We start from the raw sequence: 18,726 nt of genomic DNA on the forward strand, positions 1-18,726 counted from the left end.
AATTTGTAAAATATAAATTACTATGATAGCAATTAGAACAGATGTAATAAGTGATCAAATAAATCAGCAATTTAATTATTCATTAAGTTGAGGTTTATTTTCTATTAGTATTCTGGGTTTAGTTGCTATTTTATTTTGACCAATTTTGTTTTACTTTATAACCATTTTTTTAAGTGAAAGAAATAATAAAATTTTAAGAAAATCAGAGTTTTTGAGTTTTAAAAAATCGCACTATAAGTCCCTAAAAATGGACGTTTTAATCAAATTGAGCATATTTATTTCATTATCTTCTATCTCATTATTTATAACCTGAATTATGCCCTTGGTTGCTTCATTTAATGCTGAAGTTTATATCTCATTAACAGGACATTATTCTACAATTGGATATATAGGAATTGGTATTTACGGTTTTTCGGCTTTGTTTTATATTTTAATTTCATTTATAAATTTAAGAAAGTTTTTTGAAAATTCAATTGACTATTCAGATGAAGTTGTTAAAAATGTTATCAAAAAATTAGCAACTCACTTAAAGCCACTTGCACTTGCAGATAAGACAATTAAAGCAGAAGAGATTTCATATATTGAATATATTAATTATTGTAAAGAGGCAAAAACTAATCAAGAAAAATATGATAGATTGCTAAATGTATATTTTAAATTTACTAAAAAACATAACAAAAAAATGGACTTAGAAACTGAAAGAAAATTTCTAATTTCTTTAATTAAAGAAGCTAACTTTAATTAATATTTTTATGCCAAAAAAATAGTAAACAAAAAGCAGGATTGTGTCCTGCTTTTTTGCTTCATGATTTTAATAAATATCTTTTAATTTGAAGTTATTAATTTCTTCTTTTATAAATTCATAAGTTTGATTTATGTTTTGAACTTTTGCAACTTTTATGATGGTTAAATAATTCATTAAAGTTGTAATCGCTAAATCCTGTTTTGCAAAAATTTCTCGATGATATTTAAAATAAATAACTAAGTTATGTTGAATAAAATCAGACAATTTTTTATGCTCTTCATCAACTGTAATTGCATCATCAACTAATGCAGAAATTTTAAATGGATTAACTTCAACTTCGGTTGCTTTTTTAATAAATTGATCTAAATCTTTTATTTCTTTTAATTCAGGTTTTAGTTTATTTCTGATTTCTTCACTTTCATTTGCTTTCTTGAAAACTTCTTCATATTTAATTTCCATTTGTTTTTTAGCAATTTCTGATAAAGAGAAAACAGGACTCTTAACTAGTCATTCAACAAAGTTATATGACCAATGAAAATTGTCAAAAATCTTTAATTCAAACTTAGATAAATCTTCAATAAATCTTTCTAAATTTTCAATTGTTTTATATTGATCTTTAATTTCTTTTTCATCTCATAATTGTTCAATGGATGATCTTCATAAAATATTTTTTATTTTAGTAATTTCAACAGTTACAACAACATCATGATTTAAAAAATTATCGCTTTGATCTCATCCATATAAAATTTTTCTAGCTGAAAATTCAATTTTGTCTCCGACTTTTTTACCTTTAAGTTTTTTGAATTCATCATTATTAATGACACCTAAACCAACTACAAAAGTATCGATAGTTTGAACATTTTCAAGTTCTTTTTTAGTTTTAGAACTAAAGGTTAATTTAATTTCTAAAACTCTACCGATTTTGTCAATTTTATTAGTTTCAGCAGTTTCAAATGGTTTTAGATCTTGACCAACTAATAAAGTGTTTCTTGTTTTTAAGTTCTTATCAACTTTTAAATCCTGAATAAATTTAAAGTTAAATTTATTTGGATAGTTTCTAATATGTTCTAAATTCGGACCTTGTAAGTAATAAATATTTAGAGTGAAAAAATAACCATCATTTTTAAGCTCAAATTTCATTAAGTCATTTCTGACAATTGCAATTTTCTTTTCTCTAGCTCTTTTTAAAATTCCTTCTCAAACTGAACCAACAATTCGGTCGATAAATTCTCTTTCTTCATCAAGATCTTTATATTTTTCTTCTTCTTGTTTTTGTTTCTTGATGATTGCCATTACAGATTCATATAAAGGTCTTGGGCTATTAAAATTAACCTCTCAAAATCCATCTTTTTCTTCAATTTTATAAAGTGGGTTATGTAAGTTGTGAATGTTTTCCATAGTGCTCCTAATTTAAATATCTTTCTATATGATACTTAATAACTTTTTATTTTATAGGATAAAAAGCATTTAAAATAAAACCCTTTTCTGATTTCAGAGAAAAGGGTTTTGGGTTCAGTTTAAATATTTTTTAAATGTTTTTCTAAACGTCTTAATAAGTCGTCAGTTGTAATGATTTCGTTAGCAATATAGCGATAATTAATTAATGCTGCGTGGTATCCATCGCCTTCAGGTGCTTGTGGTCCTGCTGTTGCATCTTTAACTACAACAACTTCAAAACCTTGCTCAACTAAATCTCTAAGATGTGATTCAACACAAAGATTTGCTGCCATACCTGCTAAGATAATTGTATTAATTTTACGTTTGCGAAGTTGTAAAACTACATCGTTAGTTTGTGGTCCAAAGATTTTGTGTGGACTAGCAACAGTAGTTAATTCACGTGAGTTAATATATTTTTTATATTGTGGTAATCAGTCAGCACCTGATTCATGAATGATTTCGCTATGTGCTCCTGCTTTTTTATAAAACATTTTTGTATCATGCATAAAATGTTCTCCAGGTCCACCATATGCTCATTTATAATCATGATCATAATAATAGTGAGGACTAATAATTACGTTTAGATTATACTTTTCAGCTGCTTGAAACAACCTATCTAAATTTCTTACTGTACCAACAGTTTTTAGGTTTTCCCCAATCACAGGTCACATAACGCCTTTTTCTGATAAGAAATCAATTTGGGGATCAATGATCACAAAGGCAGTTGATTTTTTATTAAATTTAACCTTGTCATGTTTTAAGCCGTAGACTGGTTCTAAGTATTTATCTATATTCATAATAGACTCCTTTTTCATTTTAGTAATAATATTATTACTAAAAAATTAGTTTTTTGACTAAAAAAACCCAAAAAAGCAACTTTTTAGACATTTTTTCATAAATAAGGGCTTATTTTTAAAAAAATAAAAACTAAATGGATACTACCAAGAAGGTAGCCCATTTAGTTTAAATTGTAGAAATGATTATTCTTAAGAAGGTCTAGAAGTGATTTTAATGGTTCACTCATTAAGATCAAAATCACTTAATTCACTCTTATCAACTGGTACTAATCAAGATGTAGATTTTCTAGGACCAGTGTATACATCAGGTTTAATGTCTTGTGTTTTAGTTACCAGAAAAGAATAAGGGACAGTAATATATGAAAATTCCAAAGTAATTGTTTTGGTTTCTTTATCAATTTTATAGTCACTAAGTTGTACACCTGTATCAACCTTGACATAAGCTTGATATTTTTCTGAATAATAGGCGTCAGAAGGTTCAATAAATCTTGTTAGGTCTTTAATAAATAAATAATTATTATTTTCTAAGTTAAGTTTATCTTTAATCAAATCATAACTGAAATATGAATTTCATGGTTTCAGTTTTTCAATTTGCTCTTCAGTCAGATTTGGATTAACTTTTTCCTTAATGAATTGAGAAAATTTTTCTTTTTCTTTTTCACTAACTCTCAGTTGTGTTTTTAAAGATTCTTCATCACTAACAAGACTAATAGTTTTAAACTGTTTATCACTATGTATTTGATCATCTAGTGATTTTGAAGTTTCTAGCATTGAAGACTTACCAATTTCTTCTTCAATTGTTTTTAAGTTATCCACCTTAAAGAAAACTTCACGACTGGGTACAGATGGCAGTTTTTGTATTTTTCCACTTTCTAATTGTTTAATAATTCTTTCAGAGCGTGTAGACATAAGAGATTTTTCTGCATCAATTCCATTAGTTTGAGAAGAAAGATTTATTTTTTGACTATCATTTTCTAATCATCAATAGTCAGAAAAAGTAAATTGATTATAACCAGCCATTTTTAATTGAACAACTGTTTTTTTATTTTCTAATACTTTTTCACTGATGTCAGTACCTTTACCCTCCGCTTTTAAACGCCGATCTTCGGGTGTAAGTTCTACATTATCTTCATTAATAGATTTACAAGCAATTGCTGAAAAGGTAGCTAAAAACAGAATAGTTAGCCCTGAAAAAACCAAAAATTTTCTGAATGAAGACATATTATTCTTTTAAGTATTTAATCATTAACTGGAAAATGAAAATTTCTTTCAATTTTTCACTCGTTAAGATCGAAATCACTCAATATACTCTTTTCAATAGGAAGAAATCATGATGTTGTATCTTTTGGACCTGTATAAATATAAGGGTTAGCACTTGTTGGAACAAGCAACTGACCAACCAATGGAATTTCAACTAAAGAGAATTTTAAGGTAATTGTTTTTGTTTCTGCATTAACATCATAGTCACTAAGTTGAACACCTTTATCAACTTTCACGTACTCTTTATATTTCTCTGAGAGGTAGTAACTTGAATCCTCAATAAATTCAGTAAGATCTTTAACAAACAGGTAATTGTTTTTTTCAAAATCTAATTTTTCATTAATTAAGTTATAACTAAAATATGAATTTCACGGTTTTAGTTTTTCAATTTGCTCTTCAGTCAGATTTGAATCAACTTTTTCTTTAATGAATTTAGAAAATCTTTCTTTTTCTTCTTCGCTAATTCGAAGTTGTGTCTTTAGTGACTCTTCATCGGTCACAAGACTAATTGATTTGAATTGTTTATCTGTAGTTTTTTGATCACTTAAAGACTTTGCTGTCTTTAACATTGACGTTTCGTTTATTTCTTTTTCAAGATTTTTTAGACCGTCTACTTTAAAGAATACTTCTTCAACAGGAAGGAATTCTATATTTGCTTTTTCAAGATTACTATATGATATTGATTTTTCTGAATCAATTCCATGAATCCTTGAAGCGTTATTAATTAAATTGTTGTCACTAAATGACCATCAATAATCAGAAAAAGTAAATTGGTTATAACCAACTGTTTTAAGTTGCAGAACTGTTTTCTTATTTTCTAAAACTTTTTCACTTATATCTGTCCCCTGACCTGTTAATTTAAGTCGAATGTCTTCGGGAGTAATTTCTACTGGATGCTCAAGTTTTGCTGAACATGCTATAGCAGAAAGTGAACCCGCAAACATTGATGACAACCCTAAAATAAATAAAAATCTCTTATATTTTAATTTTCTAAAGTTCTGAGTATGTAAACGCAACATCTAGATCTCTCTTTCTTCCATTTTCTTCATATGGATCATAAATAACTTCAAATTTATAAACACCTGATAATTTAGTTTCGAATTCAATTGTTTCGGTGTTCATTACTTGTTCTCCTCATGTTGTTTCTTTATAAATTTTTACTGCATTAATTTTTTTACCATCAGGTGTAGTGATTTGTAAATTTAAATTAATAGGACCAACATATTCATATTCTGTATGCCCAAAAAATAAAAAATCATTTACTCATCTGGTTTTATACAGATCTTGACCTTTTCAGGTTATGTTAGCACGATATCTTTTACCTTCTCTTAAGGTTCTTTCTGTTTGTGATTTAGACTTTTCTCTGCCGTTTGCAAAAATTCGGAAATATTCTAAATTGAATATTGACTCTGACATCTTTTTGTAGTTTGCTCTACCAAAACCAACTCTTTTATCATAAACATCGTGAAGACCAGCACCTGTAGATGAGTCAAAACGGGCAGAAACGCTATTGTTTCTAGAACCTGAAATTAAAGCGCTCTTAAAAATTAAATAATCAGAACCTTTTCTAAATAAGTATTCATAATTTGCTCTCATGAAAGTGGCCATTGCTGTAACAGTTGGCGCTGCAAAACTGGTACCTCTATCAGTTATATAAGAACTGGTTGCTAAAAATGAATCAGGAACAGAAGTTGTAATATAACTGTCATCTTTTGATTTTTCTGTAAACGGTGCAGGGTTTACTCTTTCTTCCAATTCTAAAGCACTAACGTTAATAGCGTTTTGAGAAAGATTATACCCGTCCATGTAGTCTAATTTATAGATTTTGTTTGTCTTCTTGTCTTCAAAAGTTTTGCGATAATCATTTCCTGATGCTATTATGAAAATAAAATCTTCGTTTGCATTTAAGAAATTATCTAATCATGCAGAATCATCGTTATATGATTCAACAAGATTATTTTTGATTTTTCAACTATTATTAACAATGTGAACCTTGTTTTGTAAGAATCAATTTAAGGAAGAGTTTAATCAACCATTTCAATTGCCTGTTTGTTCTGAAAATAATGAAATGTGTGGATTTAATCCTTGTTTACCAATAATGATTTCAGCTACACTGTTTGCATGAGAGTGAAGTTCTGATGAACGACCATTTCCTTTGATAATAATTTTGTTAGAGTCTTGGAAAGCGGGAGAATTGCGATTAACTAAAGGAGACTTTCAATCTTCAGACCTTGCTTCAATAATTCCAGCATTAACAATAACTTTATTTCTTCTGTCTTGTTGTGATAAAACAAAATGCCTTGCACCTGATAAAGTGTCATGATCCAAACCTACAAGTTCGTATCTTCGTTTATTTGTTGGATAATAATTAGTTCAAAATTCTTCAATTTTTGCTGTACCACCATGATATTCATGGCTTAAATCATAAAAAGCCGTTGGTGAAAATTCCTCAAAACTTCTCCCTGTTTCATGGACATTTACTTGTAGAAGATCTTGATAATCAATATTTAGTTGCATCATTTTGACAACTAATTTTTTAAAATCTTCTAAATTTTTAAATGCAATAGAAAATGTAAGGGTGTATTCAGCATAAATAGTTTCAAAATCATCTTTAAAAGTAGATTCAATCTTTTCTACATAAGATTTGATTTTTTCTTTATCGACATTGTATTTAAAAACAATGTCTAAACGGTTTGCACCTTGTTCCATAACTTTTTGAAATTCTTCAAAAGTTGAAACTGATTCTACAAACTCGGGTCTTCTATAGTTGAAGGTTGTTTGATTTACAAGTTCAGCTATGGAATTGCTGTTTTCAACAAGAGCAATGTATTCGCTCATTGTTGTATTTTTTTCAATATATAATTTTGAATTATCTTCAGTTTGACCAAAATCGTTACTATGAGTTGCAGTTGACATCCCTAAGGAAGCCACTCCAGCAACGGTTAAAGGAACAATTGAAAACATTCATTTAAAAAATTTTTTATTTAAACTTTTTTTCATTTAATTTCCTTAACTAATGTTGATTTTGTTTATATAAATGTCACAAAAACATTTTATTAAGTAAATTTCTAAAATAATCTTTGTGATATTTAGAGATAAACGATTTTATTATTGATTTATTGGTGAATTATTTTTTACAACTCACCATAATAATTTTATTAAAAAATCAAAAAAGTTTTGAAAATTATTTTTTTTCATATTTTTTGCAGTTTTTAATTTTTATATTCATTTATGTATTAATTTACAGGAAATAATACGTAAAAATTTTTTTATTAAATTTGATAAAAACAAAATATAAAAAAACTGCCTTTTTGAATTGCCATTTATTCAAAACTGTACAAAAAAATGCTCCTTAAAAAGGAGCATTAATTATTAAACAGTAAAAATTAGTTTTCAATAACTTGAGTATCTTCAACCATTTTTTTAGCATCTTCAATCTTAACAGTAAAGAATGAAGTTACTCCACGAGTTTGCATTGTTGCACCAAATAAATGGTCAACACGGCTCATGGTTCCGTGACGGTGAGTAATAACTAAGAACTGAGTTTTAGGTTTTAATTCTTGTAGATAGTCAGCGTAGCGCACAACATTTGCTTCATCAAGTGCTGCTTCAACTTCATCTAAAATACATAGAGCAAGTGGTCTAGATTTTAGAATCGCAAATAGTAGTGAAATAGCAATTAATGATTTTTCCCCACCTGAGAATAAACGTAAGTTTTTAATACTTTTTCCAGGGGGTTGAGCTTTGATATCAATTCCACTTTCTAGTGGATTTGATTCATCAACATAGTGCACACTAGCTTGCCCCCCACCAAACATTTCTCTAAAGACATTGTTGAATTCACCGCCAATTTCATCAAGGGTCAATCTCATTCTTTCAATAATGATTTTGTCCATTTCTTTAATAGCTTCTTCAATTCTAACTTTAGTTTCAATGATTTCGTTTTCAGCAACTTTCAGTTCATCAAAACGTTCTGAAATTTGTTCAAATTGCTGAATAGCTTCCACATTGACATGACCTAGATCACGGATAGAAGCTTGTAGTTTTGAAATAATTGCTTCTGCTTCTTCTAAATCCATCTCTAGTTTGTAGTTGCTTTGAGCAACTTCTAGAGTCATGTTGTAGTATTCACTTAAACGTTTATGATTTGAAGAAAGAATAAATTCTGCACGATCTTTTTCAGTAATAACTTTTGAGAAAGCATTATTCAGTGTTCTTAGTGATTTTTCTCATTCTAGTTTTTCATTAGTTAAGCGATAGTGTTCTGTATTTAAACTAAGAACACGTTCTTGTTTAGTGCGCTTATCAATTTCTAGATTAGTTTTACGAGCTTGTAATGAGTGAATTCTATCAGTTACTTCTGTAGAAGCTTCTACTTCTAGTTTTTCACTTGAAATAGTTTCATATTCAGCACGAAGTTGATTAAGAGCGTTTTCATCATTTTCATAAGCAATATTGATTTTAGTTTGTTCAATAGTTAATTGACTGATTAAAGTAACAATATTTTGGCGTTGACTATCAGCAATACTGATTTGGTTGATTAAACTGTTTTCTTCTTGTTCAATTAAAGGAATTGCTGCTTGCAGTTTTTCAATCTGCTCATCAATTCCGATTAAAGAAGTACTTGCTTGAGGTGTTCCCCCTGTCATAACTCCACCTGCACGAATGATATCTCCATATAGAGTTACAATCATGTAACGGTGTTCTAGCATTTCATCAATATTTTTAGCTGATTTAATATCATCTGTAAAGATGATATTTCCTAATAAAAATTCTAAAAGAACATTTAATTTAGGATCAATTTTGAATAGTTTTGAAGCTACACCTACAAAACCATCAATATTAGAAATTGCCATTTCGTGTTCACGGCGTACTGATTTTGCAGAAATTGACTTTAAAGGAATAAAAGTCGCACGACCTGCATCGTTTTGTTTTAAGAAATTAATAGCTTGAACAGCTGTATCTGAATCATTAACAACAATATGTTGCAATGCATTACCTAGCGCTGCTTCAATTGCTAAATGATATTCTTCGGGCACATCTAATAAGTCACTAACTAATCCATGGTAACCTTTAAAAATATTTTTATGTTCCATCACGGTTTTTACACCACGGAATAAATTAGTTTTATTTTTTCTGTGTTCTTCTAGGATAGAAATCTTAGTACGTGCTTCATTTAATTTCTTAATTTCTTTAGCTTGAAGAATTCTTAGATCGTTAATTAAACGATCTTTTTCTGCAGATTCAATTCTTTTTTCATCAATTCTTCTAGCAAATTCTGCGCGTTGTTCTGCATAGAAATTAAATGATGCTTGTTTAGCACTAATTTGTTCTCTAATTGCATTTTTCTTTTCTTCAGTTGTTGCTTGTAGTTGTCCTGAAATAATCAGTTGTCTTCTTTGGCTTTCTGTAGCAAAGATAACTTCTAGATCTTTTAGACCAGCATTAATCTCATCTAATTCTTTACCAATTTTTTGTAGATCATTTTCATGAGCCAAGCGATCTGAAGAATTTTGTTTTAAAGATTGTTCTGAACGAGAAATTTGACTTTCAAGGTTTTCACGTGTTTCTTTAACACCTTCAAGTTGTTTTTCATATTCAGCTAATTTCTCTTTAAAGTAGGTTAAGTTGTGAACTAAAACAGCAACTTCAACTGCTTTTAACTCTCGAGATTTTTCTAAATAGATTTTGGCTTTTTCAGCTTGTGTTCTAAGTGGCTTAAGCTGTTTATCCAGTTCATTAATAACTGTTTGAATTTGTGCTAGTGATTCTGCAGTTTTTTCTAGTTTTCTTAATGATTCAACTTTACGAGCACGATACTTACTTACTCCAGCTGCTTCTTCAAAAATTAAACGGCGACTCTCAGGAGTTGCTTCAGCAATATCACTAACTGTTCCTTGAGAAATAATTGCTAATGATGATTTAGAAATACCTGATTCTAAAACAATATCTTTAATATCTTTATAACGAACGAGTTCATCATTAATATAGTATTTGTTTTTTCCATCTCCTCTTTCTAATTCACGAGTGATGCGAATTTCATCATGTGGCAGACTTACACTGCGTGCTCTGTTATCGAATGTTAATGTTACAATTGCGCGATCAAGAGGCCTTACTTTTTGTGAACCTGCGAAGATAACATCTTCCATAGATTCACCACGAAGCATTTTTGAAGATTGCTCTCCAAGTACTCATTTAATAGCATCGTTGATATTACTTTTACCTGAACCATTTGGTCCAATAATTCCAACAACACCACCATCAAAACTTAATTGAATAGGATCGGCAAATGATTTAAAACCATGAGCATAAAATTTGATTAGTTTCATCTTCTTCCTTTATAAAATATAATTAATTTAATTATAAAGAATTAACTTCAAAAAAAATTATTTAATAAACAAATTTATTTAATTTTTTTGAGCCCAAAAACTGATTAGTTTTAAGTTATTTTGAAGTACCTAATTCAACTTATTTTTACTTTTTTGAAAAAGGTTTTTTAAAAAAATTGATCAGCAAAATTAAAATCAAATTTTCAGTTTTGAAAGCCATCTTTAAAAAGTATTTTTTAAAATTTGAACTTTAAAAAATAAATTTCAATTGATTCATCGCAAACATCTTTTAATATTTTGAAAGCAATTATACTAATCACAAAATTGAATAATACTTCATAAATTTTTTAATTTATTTCAATTTGATGATTTAAAAAATTAAAAGCATAAAATTTAAATTACGGAAATATAAGGAATAAATTATGAACAAGAAAAAACTAATTTTGACTTCATTTATACCTCTAATAATTTCATCATCTGTTATTGCTGTGGCATGTTCAACAATAATAAAAGATAACACACCACTTGATGAAATTAAAAGATTTGATTTAAGTAAAATACCAAGTGAAATAATTGCAAAAGATGAATATAAAGAATTAAGTAAATTAAAAGAAAAATTAGAAAGTATAACTGCTGATAAACCTAATCAATTTTTCGATTTACTTGATGAAAAAAGTAAATTAGAAATTGAAAATAATTTACATGAAGATTTTGTCATTTCAGATTTTGCTTATCTTGAAAATAGTTCCAAAAATAAAACTATAACTGTTTCTTTAACTTTTTCAAATGGAGAAACATCTAAGATTAAAAGAGTTGAATTTAAGGATTTAAAAGTAGTTTTAAAAGAAATTCCTGAAGTAATAAGTCCACATATTTTATTAAATGAAGTCGCTTATCAATGGTATTTAAAAAACCATAAAAAAGTAATACAAGTTCAAAAAAGCTTTGAAAATATCTCGGTTAATGATGTTATCGAAATATCTAATAATGACTTACTAGAACCTTTTGAAATACCTGAAAGTTTTGAATTAATTATTCAGGTTATTAACGACTCTAAATTAAAAATTCAAGGAAGCTTAGAAGCTCAATTAATTTTGAAAAGTGGAGACACTTATTTTGATGATTCATACCAAATTTATAGCAGACTTAAAGATGTAAAAATAGGTTCTATTTTAGTAACTGGATTTAAAAAAGAAGATGATAAATTAAAACAAGAAAATGTCTATGTTCAGCAACTTTTTAAACAGTTCGCATTTCAACATAAGGAAAACCAAAAACATACTTATCGAATTCCTTCGATTGCAAAATATCAAGATAAATTATATTTACAAATTGATGGCAGAATTGATAATAAAGAAGATACTCCTTTAAATAGAATTGTGCAATCATTAAAAACTTTTGATTTAAAAACTCAACAATTTTCAAATGCAAAAGATATTTTGTCAGTTAGAACCGATACAAAAGAACGTATTACTTTAATTGATAGTAATTTAACAATTGATGAAGAAAATGATATTGCTCATTTAATTGTTGATGCTTTTCCTTCTGATGCTGGTTACATTGGAATGAGTAAAAGTACATTTAATCAAGATATGAATCTTTCGGGAATTTATAACTCAGGAAATTTGAAATTATTAGACCGTGTTAAAGATGAATTTATTGAATTCAAAATAAGTGAGCGAAACAGTAATTGGTACCAAGGTTATAACTATAAAACTAAAGAAAAAACTAATGTAGTAATTAATTTAGAAGTCAAAAATAATAAATTTATTTTTGATGTTTATGAAATGAAAAATGCAAATTCAAATTTAAATAATGTAAATGAAATGAAGTTAATTCAATCAGCTTTTGAATTATTTAAAAATTATGAAAATGGCAAATATGAACGTTCAAAATACAAGGTTATTCCACAAACGTTTTTATCTTATTTGACAATTGATTTGAAGACAAATGAAATTACTTTTCATAGATTTCTAAACGATGATTTGATTAAAGAAAAACGAACATCAATTGATCTAGTTAGCCCTGGAAATGGAATAATTTTAAGACATCAAAAAAATGCTGAAGACAATGGAAAACTAGTTTTTGCAAATTATAGAATTAATGTTTTAAGAAGAAGTCTTGGTGCATATTTCATGATGAAAGATCGCCATGGCGAATGAACACATAGCAATTTTATTGCTGGTGGAGAATCTAATTTTACGGAGACAACAATTGTTGAACAACAAGATGGAACACTAGTTTTTATTGCTAGAAATACTATGAATAAATTAGCAATTGGTTACTCATATGATGGTGGAAAAACGTTTACTAATAAAGCAGGTAATAAGGATAAAATGGATCTTTATAGCAATGTAGATTTATTGTCATCAGTTCTTCATGGTATTGAATATTTTAAATATAAAGGTGATGATTACTTATTACTAAGTGGACCTTCAAAACAGGGTGGGAGAAGAGAAGGTAAACTGTTTTTAGTTAAAAATAATGACTTTAAAAATGCTAAAGAAATTTATAGATTTAATCGCAAAAATGATAAGTTTGAATACTCTAATTTGGAACTAATTGATGTTGATGATGAAGGGGTCAAAATTGCAACCTTGTATGAAACCCAAACTGATGAAAATAAAAATAAAGATGTAGTAGAGATAGTTTTAGAAATTCTTAAAGTTAAAATCTACTAAAAAAAATCAAAGAGGTGTTGTTTTTTAACAACATCTTTTTTATTACTTTAAGGATAGAAAATAAGCCATATGTGAAAAAATTTCAAACATAATTTACTAAAAATAGAATAAATAGGAACTATTAAACAATACATTTAGATAAAACACACAAATAAAGCAAATAAAGTTCATTATATTACTCTAACTTTATGGTATAAAAAGTGAAATTATTTCAAATTTATAAAAATGATTATTAACATTTTTTTGTCAAAAACAGATCTCTAATAACATAAACCAAAATCTAATAACTTCAGATTTTTTGCAAAAAAGCAATAAAATCAGGCTTTAAACTGCAGAAAAACTACTTTTTTGTAAAAATTATACGTTTTTAAAGCAATTACCGACAGGAACTTGAAAATCGTTCAAGTAATCAGTCAAATACTAAACATTTTTTGATAACACAATAGTATTTCTCCGAGGAGGTACACAAATTTAGATATTTATAATAAATTAACAAATGAGAAAGAGTTATTATGAAAGTAAGTAAAAAATTTATTGCAATCAGCAGTTTAAGTCTTGGTGCTTTGACACTTACTGCTACAGCTATTGCATGTACTCCAAGTACACCCCCTAAAGAGGATCCACCAACTCCTCCTAGTAAACCCACTCCTAAACCAATACCAGATCCACCAAAAGGTGTTGATAAAGAAGAGTATTATAAAATCATTGGCTGATATGATGTTCACCAAAATGACAAACTATCAGTCGCTGATGCCTTAAAAGAAAAACTACCAACTGAAATTACATCACTAAAAAATAGTGATTTAAAAGAACCTTTAAAAGGTCTTGAAGGTTACAATGTAAATCTTCAAATTATTAAAGATTTAGCTAGCAATCATGAAGGTACATTATTTGTAAAAGTTGTACTTGAAAAAGATGGCAAATTTTATGGCGAAGATGGTAAAAGTGTTGATAAAGTTGATGATGCTAAAACCTTTAGAACAAAAGTTAGTGGACTTAAAGTCCGAAATATTTCTTTAGCAGATCAAAAAGTTACTGTTGAACAAGTATATAAAAAATTTGGCTTTACTCACAACTTAAATCATAAACACAGTTACCGTATTCCTTCAATCGGTAAATACAATGGCAAATTGTATTTACAAATAGATGGAAGAATTGACAATCAATCTGATGCACCTTTTAACCGTATTAATCAATCTATCAGAACATACGATTTAAAAACTAAAACTATGTCAGAGATGAAAGATTTAATTACAGTTAAGTCTAACACTAAAGAAAAGATTGCCTTAATTGATAGTAGTTTCACAATTGATGATCAAAAACATATTGCTCATTTAATTGTTGATGCTATGCCTAGTGAAGCTGGAGTATCAGGTAGAGGTCGAAATGCCTTTATCAATAATCTTTCACTTTCAGCACTTTACAACTCTGGAAACTTAAATTTAGTTGATAGAGTCAAAGATGTTATGCTGCAGTTTAATATCCAAGATTTAAGCAAAAAATGATATCAAGCATACAACGAAAAAACTAAAGAAAAGGTTAATGTTGTTCTTCATCTTGATCAAGTAGGCAATGACTTTATTTTGGATATTTATGAAATGAAGGATGCCACAAAAGATTTATCTGATAAAGATAATTTAACCTATGTTCAGTCAGCAATGGAGATCTTTAAAGATCATGATAAAGGTGATTTTTCAGCTTCAAAATATAAACTAGTTACTCAAGTTTTCTTGTCATATTTTACAATTGACTTAAAAACAGATAAAGTAACTTTTGAAGGTTTCTTAAATGATAAACTTAATAAAACCAATCCAACGGCTATTGATTTAGTTGGGCCTGGTAATGGAATTATTTTAAGAAATCAACATAATGAAGCTGATAATGGAAAATTAATCTTTACTAATTATCGCATGACACCACAAGGTAGACATGTAGGTGTTTACTTTATGACTAGAGATAAAGATGGAGACTGAACAGCAAGCAAGTTTGTTGCAACTAATTCATACTCTGAAACATCTGTAGTTGAACAACAAGATGGAACACTAGTTTTTATTGCTCGAAATTCTTTGGGTAAATTAGCAATTGGTTATTCATATGATGGGGGGTAAAACCTTCACAAATAAAGCTAAAGAAGAAGGTAAACTTGATCATTATGATAACTTTAATATCCTAGCATCTGTGCTTCAAGGGATTGAATACTTTAGATATAAAGGTGATGATTATTTACTAATAAGTGCTCCTACTAAACAAGGTGGAAGAACTCATGGTAAATTGCACTTAATCAAAAATAATGATTTTGCAAACCCAAAAGAAATTTACGATTTTAATGGTGCAAATAATAAGTTTGAATATTCAACTTTAAAATTAATTGATGTTGAAGATGATGGCATTCAACTTGCTGCATTTTATGAAGCAAGAACACCTCAAAATGAAGGCACTGAAAACATCGAAATGGCTTTAGAAATTTTGAAACTAAAAATTGATTAATTCAATTTTGGTTTATCAGAAAACAAATTTTTATTCAATAAATTAAAGTTTGTTTTTCTGCAATACTAGGTCTAGTTTTACGGCTAGGCTTAGTATTTTATTTTAAGAAAAAACCTGATTAAATAATTCGATTTTTGAAGGTTAATCATTATAATTTTAAAATATGAAAAATAGAGACTTTTTGCACATTAAGGGTGCACGAGAAAACAATTTAAAGAATATAGAATTAACAATTCCTAAAAATAAATTAGTTGTATTTACAGGTTTATCAGGTTCAGGTAAATCTTCATTAGCATTTAATACAATTTATGAAGAAGGTCGAAGAAGATATGTTGATTCATTATCTTCATACGCTAGACAATTTTTAGGTGGTACTAAAAAACCTGATGTAGATTCAATTGAAGGGCTTTCACCAGCGATTTCAATTGAACAAAAAACTACTCATAATAATCCAAGATCAACAGTTGGAACTGTGACTGAAATTCATGATTATTTAAGGCTTTTATTTGCTAGAATTGGAACACCTTTTTGTCCTACTCATGAAATTGAAATTAAAGGAAAAAAGAATAAGGAAATAATTGAAGAAGTGTTCAATTTTGCCGATAAATCCCGTATTTTAGTACTAGCACCACTAGTTGATAATGCAAAAGGAACACATCAAAATTTACTTGAAAAATTAAAAAGAGAAACTTTTGTTAGAGTTAAAATTGATGATGAAATTTTAACTCTAGATGAGCCTATTAATTTAGATAAAAATAAAAAACATACAATTGATTTAGTAATCGATCGTATCGCCTTAAATGATGAAGTAAGACAACATCTAGCAGATGCAATTGACCTTGCTTTAGAATATGGAAAAGGTGTAGTTAAGATTGAAAATTTTGATACAAAAGAAATTAAACTTTTTTCAAAATTACATTCATGTCCTTTTGGCGATTTTGAAATGCCTAAAATTGAAACTAAATTATTTAGTTTCAATGCACCTTATGGAATGTGTGAAACATGTAAAGGTTTAGGTGCAGAAATGCGTGCTGATTTTGACTTACTTGCACCTGATAAAAAGTTATCAATTAATGCAGGTGGAATTAAACTTTTTGAAAATACAGTTAATTCAACTAACCTAGAATGACAAGAATTTTCTGCCCTTTTAAAACACTATAATATCCCAACTAATATTCCTATTTCAGACTACAATACTAGGGAATTAAGAATCATTAAATATGGTTCAGAAGAAGATATTAGTTTCACTTTAAAAAGTGATAGTGGACAAGTTTATCGCCGTCATAAACAAATTGAAGGAATCATTCCTAAAGTTGAAAGAAGATGATTAGATACTACTAGTGAAGCAGTTAGAAAATACCATTCAAAATACATGTCAGAAGCTGACTGTAAAACATGTAATGGGGCAAGATTAAACCCTTATGCTTTAGCTGTAAAAGTTGGTGGTTATAACATTCATGATTATTCTTTAATGTCAATTGAAGATGCTCTAAATTTAATTATTAATTTAAATTTAGATGGTAATAATAAAGAAATTGCTCATTTGATTTTACAAGAATTAATTACCCGTTTAGGCTTTTTAGTTGATGTTGGTTTAGACTATTTATCACTGATTAGAAAAGCCGAAACTTTATCAGGTGGAGAAGCGCAAAGGATTAGATTAGCAACGCAAATTGGATCACATTTAACAGGTGTTTTATATGTGCTTGATGAGCCTTCAATTGGGCTTCATCAAAAGGATAATTTAAAATTAATTAAGACTTTAAAAAGTATGGTTGATTTAGGAAATACCTTAATTGTTGTGGAACACGATGAAGACACAATGAAGGTTGCTGACTATATTGTCGACATTGGTCCTAAGGCTGGTAAAGATGGAGGACAAGTTGTTGCTGCTGGTACATTTGAAGAAATTTGTGAAAATGAAAATAGTATTACAGGACAATATCTTTCTAAAAAATTAGAGATCAAAACACCAACAAAAAGGCGCTATGGTAATGGTCAAAATATTAATATTAAAGGTGCACGTGAAAACAATTTAAAGAATTTAAATGTTTTAATTCCTTTAAATAAATTTGTGGCTGTAACAGGTGTTTCTGGTTCAGGAAAATCAACTTTGATTAACGAAATTTTTGTTAAAGGTGTTCAAGAAATTTTATCTAGAACCCAAGTAAAACCAGGTAAACATGCTTCTATTACAGGGCTTTTATTTATCGATAAAATTGTAGAAGTTTCGCAAAGTCCAATCGGAAGAACGCCGCGTTCTAACCCAGCAACTTATACAGGTGTTTTTGATGATATTCGTGATCTATTTTCAGCAACTGAAGAAGCTCGTGCTAGAGGTTATTCAAAAGGTCGCTTTTCATTTAATGTCGATGGAGGTCGCTGTGATAAGTGTTATGGTGATGGTGAAATCAAAATTGAAATGCACTTTTTACCTGATGTTTATGTAGTCTGTGATCATTGTGATGGGGCTCGTTATAACCCAGAAACTTTAGAAATAAAATATCGTAACAAAAATATTTCTGAAGTTTTAAATATGACAGTTTCAGAAGCTCTAGAGTTTTTTGAAAATCGCCCAAAAGTGCATGAAAAACTTCATACACTTTATGATGTTGGACTAAATTACATTAAATTAGGACAATCATCAACAACTTTATCAGGTGGAGAAGCACAGCGTATTAAACTGGCAACTCACTTAATTAAAAAGGCCACAGGTAAAACAGTTTATGTTTTAGATGAGCCAACCACAGGATTACATTCTTATGATGTGCAAAAATTATTAAATATTTTAAATCGAATAGTTGATAATGGAGACACTGTAATTGTGATTGAACATAACTTAGATGTGATTAAATCAGCTGATCATATTATTGATCTAGGTCCGGGTGGAGGAGTACATGGGGGCAAAATAGTTGCTCAAGGTACACCTGAAGAAGTTGCTCAAAATCCTGATTCATTTACAGGTCAATTCATCAAGGAGCTATTATAAA

Annotated in this window: 11 protein-coding genes; 5 read left to right on the plus strand and 6 right to left on the minus strand. The window is 28.5% G+C overall.

Annotated features, from left to right (window positions below):
• Window positions 1-22: 22 nt before the first annotated feature.
• The gene (locus tag CJF60_RS04140; RefSeq protein WP_084232204.1) at window positions 23-745 is read left to right on the plus strand and encodes a hypothetical protein; all 723 of its coding nucleotides are present in this window, start codon (window positions 23-25) and stop codon (window positions 743-745) included.
• Between the two features lie 66 nt (window positions 746-811).
• On the opposite strand, the gene CJF60_RS04145 is transcribed toward CJF60_RS04140, so the two are convergent.
• The 6 genes from CJF60_RS04145 to CJF60_RS04170 all read right to left on the minus strand — a co-directional run bounded on the left by CJF60_RS04145 (window position 812) and on the right by CJF60_RS04170 (window position 10,568).
• Window positions 812-2,143, minus strand: coding sequence for a hypothetical protein (locus CJF60_RS04145; RefSeq protein WP_084232203.1), 1,332 nt, complete (start codon window positions 2,141-2,143; stop codon window positions 812-814).
• Between the two features lie 119 nt (window positions 2,144-2,262).
• Complete coding sequence (locus CJF60_RS04150; protein WP_200807533.1) at window positions 2,263-2,979, minus strand: cysteine hydrolase; 717 nt, start codon at window positions 2,977-2,979, stop codon at window positions 2,263-2,265.
• A 189-nt stretch (window positions 2,980-3,168) separates the two neighbouring features.
• Window positions 3,169-4,200: a hypothetical protein gene (locus CJF60_RS04155; protein WP_084232201.1), complete on the minus strand. Its 1,032-nt coding sequence runs from the start codon at window positions 4,198-4,200 to the stop codon at window positions 3,169-3,171.
• Between the two features lie 17 nt (window positions 4,201-4,217).
• Entirely contained in the window at window positions 4,218-5,258 is a 1,041-nt protein-coding gene (locus CJF60_RS04160; protein ID WP_084232200.1) for a hypothetical protein, read from the minus strand.
• Window positions 5,230-7,239 (minus strand): S8 family serine peptidase, encoded by a 2,010-nt coding sequence (locus tag CJF60_RS04165; protein WP_084232199.1) that lies wholly within the window; start codon window positions 7,237-7,239, stop codon window positions 5,230-5,232. The genes CJF60_RS04160 and CJF60_RS04165 overlap by 29 nt, the downstream gene beginning before the upstream one ends.
• 386 nt (window positions 7,240-7,625) lie before the next feature.
• Window positions 7,626-10,568, minus strand: coding sequence for an AAA family ATPase (locus CJF60_RS04170; protein ID WP_084232198.1), 2,943 nt, complete (start codon window positions 10,566-10,568; stop codon window positions 7,626-7,628).
• A 422-nt stretch (window positions 10,569-10,990) separates the two neighbouring features.
• On the opposite strand from CJF60_RS04170, the gene CJF60_RS04175 reads away from it, so the two are divergent.
• From CJF60_RS04175 to uvrA, 4 genes are all read left to right on the plus strand, one after another.
• The gene (locus CJF60_RS04175) at window positions 10,991-13,249 is read left to right on the plus strand and encodes a sialidase family protein (protein WP_084232197.1); all 2,259 of its coding nucleotides are present in this window, start codon (window positions 10,991-10,993) and stop codon (window positions 13,247-13,249) included.
• Between the two features lie 512 nt (window positions 13,250-13,761).
• Window positions 13,762-15,357: a sialidase family protein gene (locus CJF60_RS04180; RefSeq protein ID WP_084232196.1), complete on the plus strand. Its 1,596-nt coding sequence runs from the start codon at window positions 13,762-13,764 to the stop codon at window positions 15,355-15,357.
• Window positions 15,344-15,736, plus strand: coding sequence for a hypothetical protein (locus CJF60_RS04185; protein ID WP_084232195.1), 393 nt, complete (start codon window positions 15,344-15,346; stop codon window positions 15,734-15,736). Before CJF60_RS04180 ends, CJF60_RS04185 begins: the two co-directional genes overlap by 14 nt.
• 163 nt (window positions 15,737-15,899) lie before the next feature.
• Window positions 15,900-18,725: an excinuclease ABC subunit UvrA gene (uvrA, locus tag CJF60_RS04190; protein ID WP_084232194.1), complete on the plus strand. Its 2,826-nt coding sequence runs from the start codon at window positions 15,900-15,902 to the stop codon at window positions 18,723-18,725.
• Window position 18,726 lies beyond the last annotated feature (1 nt).

It is taken from the genome of Mycoplasmopsis agassizii (genome assembly GCF_002272945.1).
Taxonomy (GTDB): domain Bacteria; phylum Bacillota_I; class Bacilli_A; order Mycoplasmatales; family Metamycoplasmataceae; genus Mycoplasmopsis_B; species Mycoplasmopsis_B agassizii.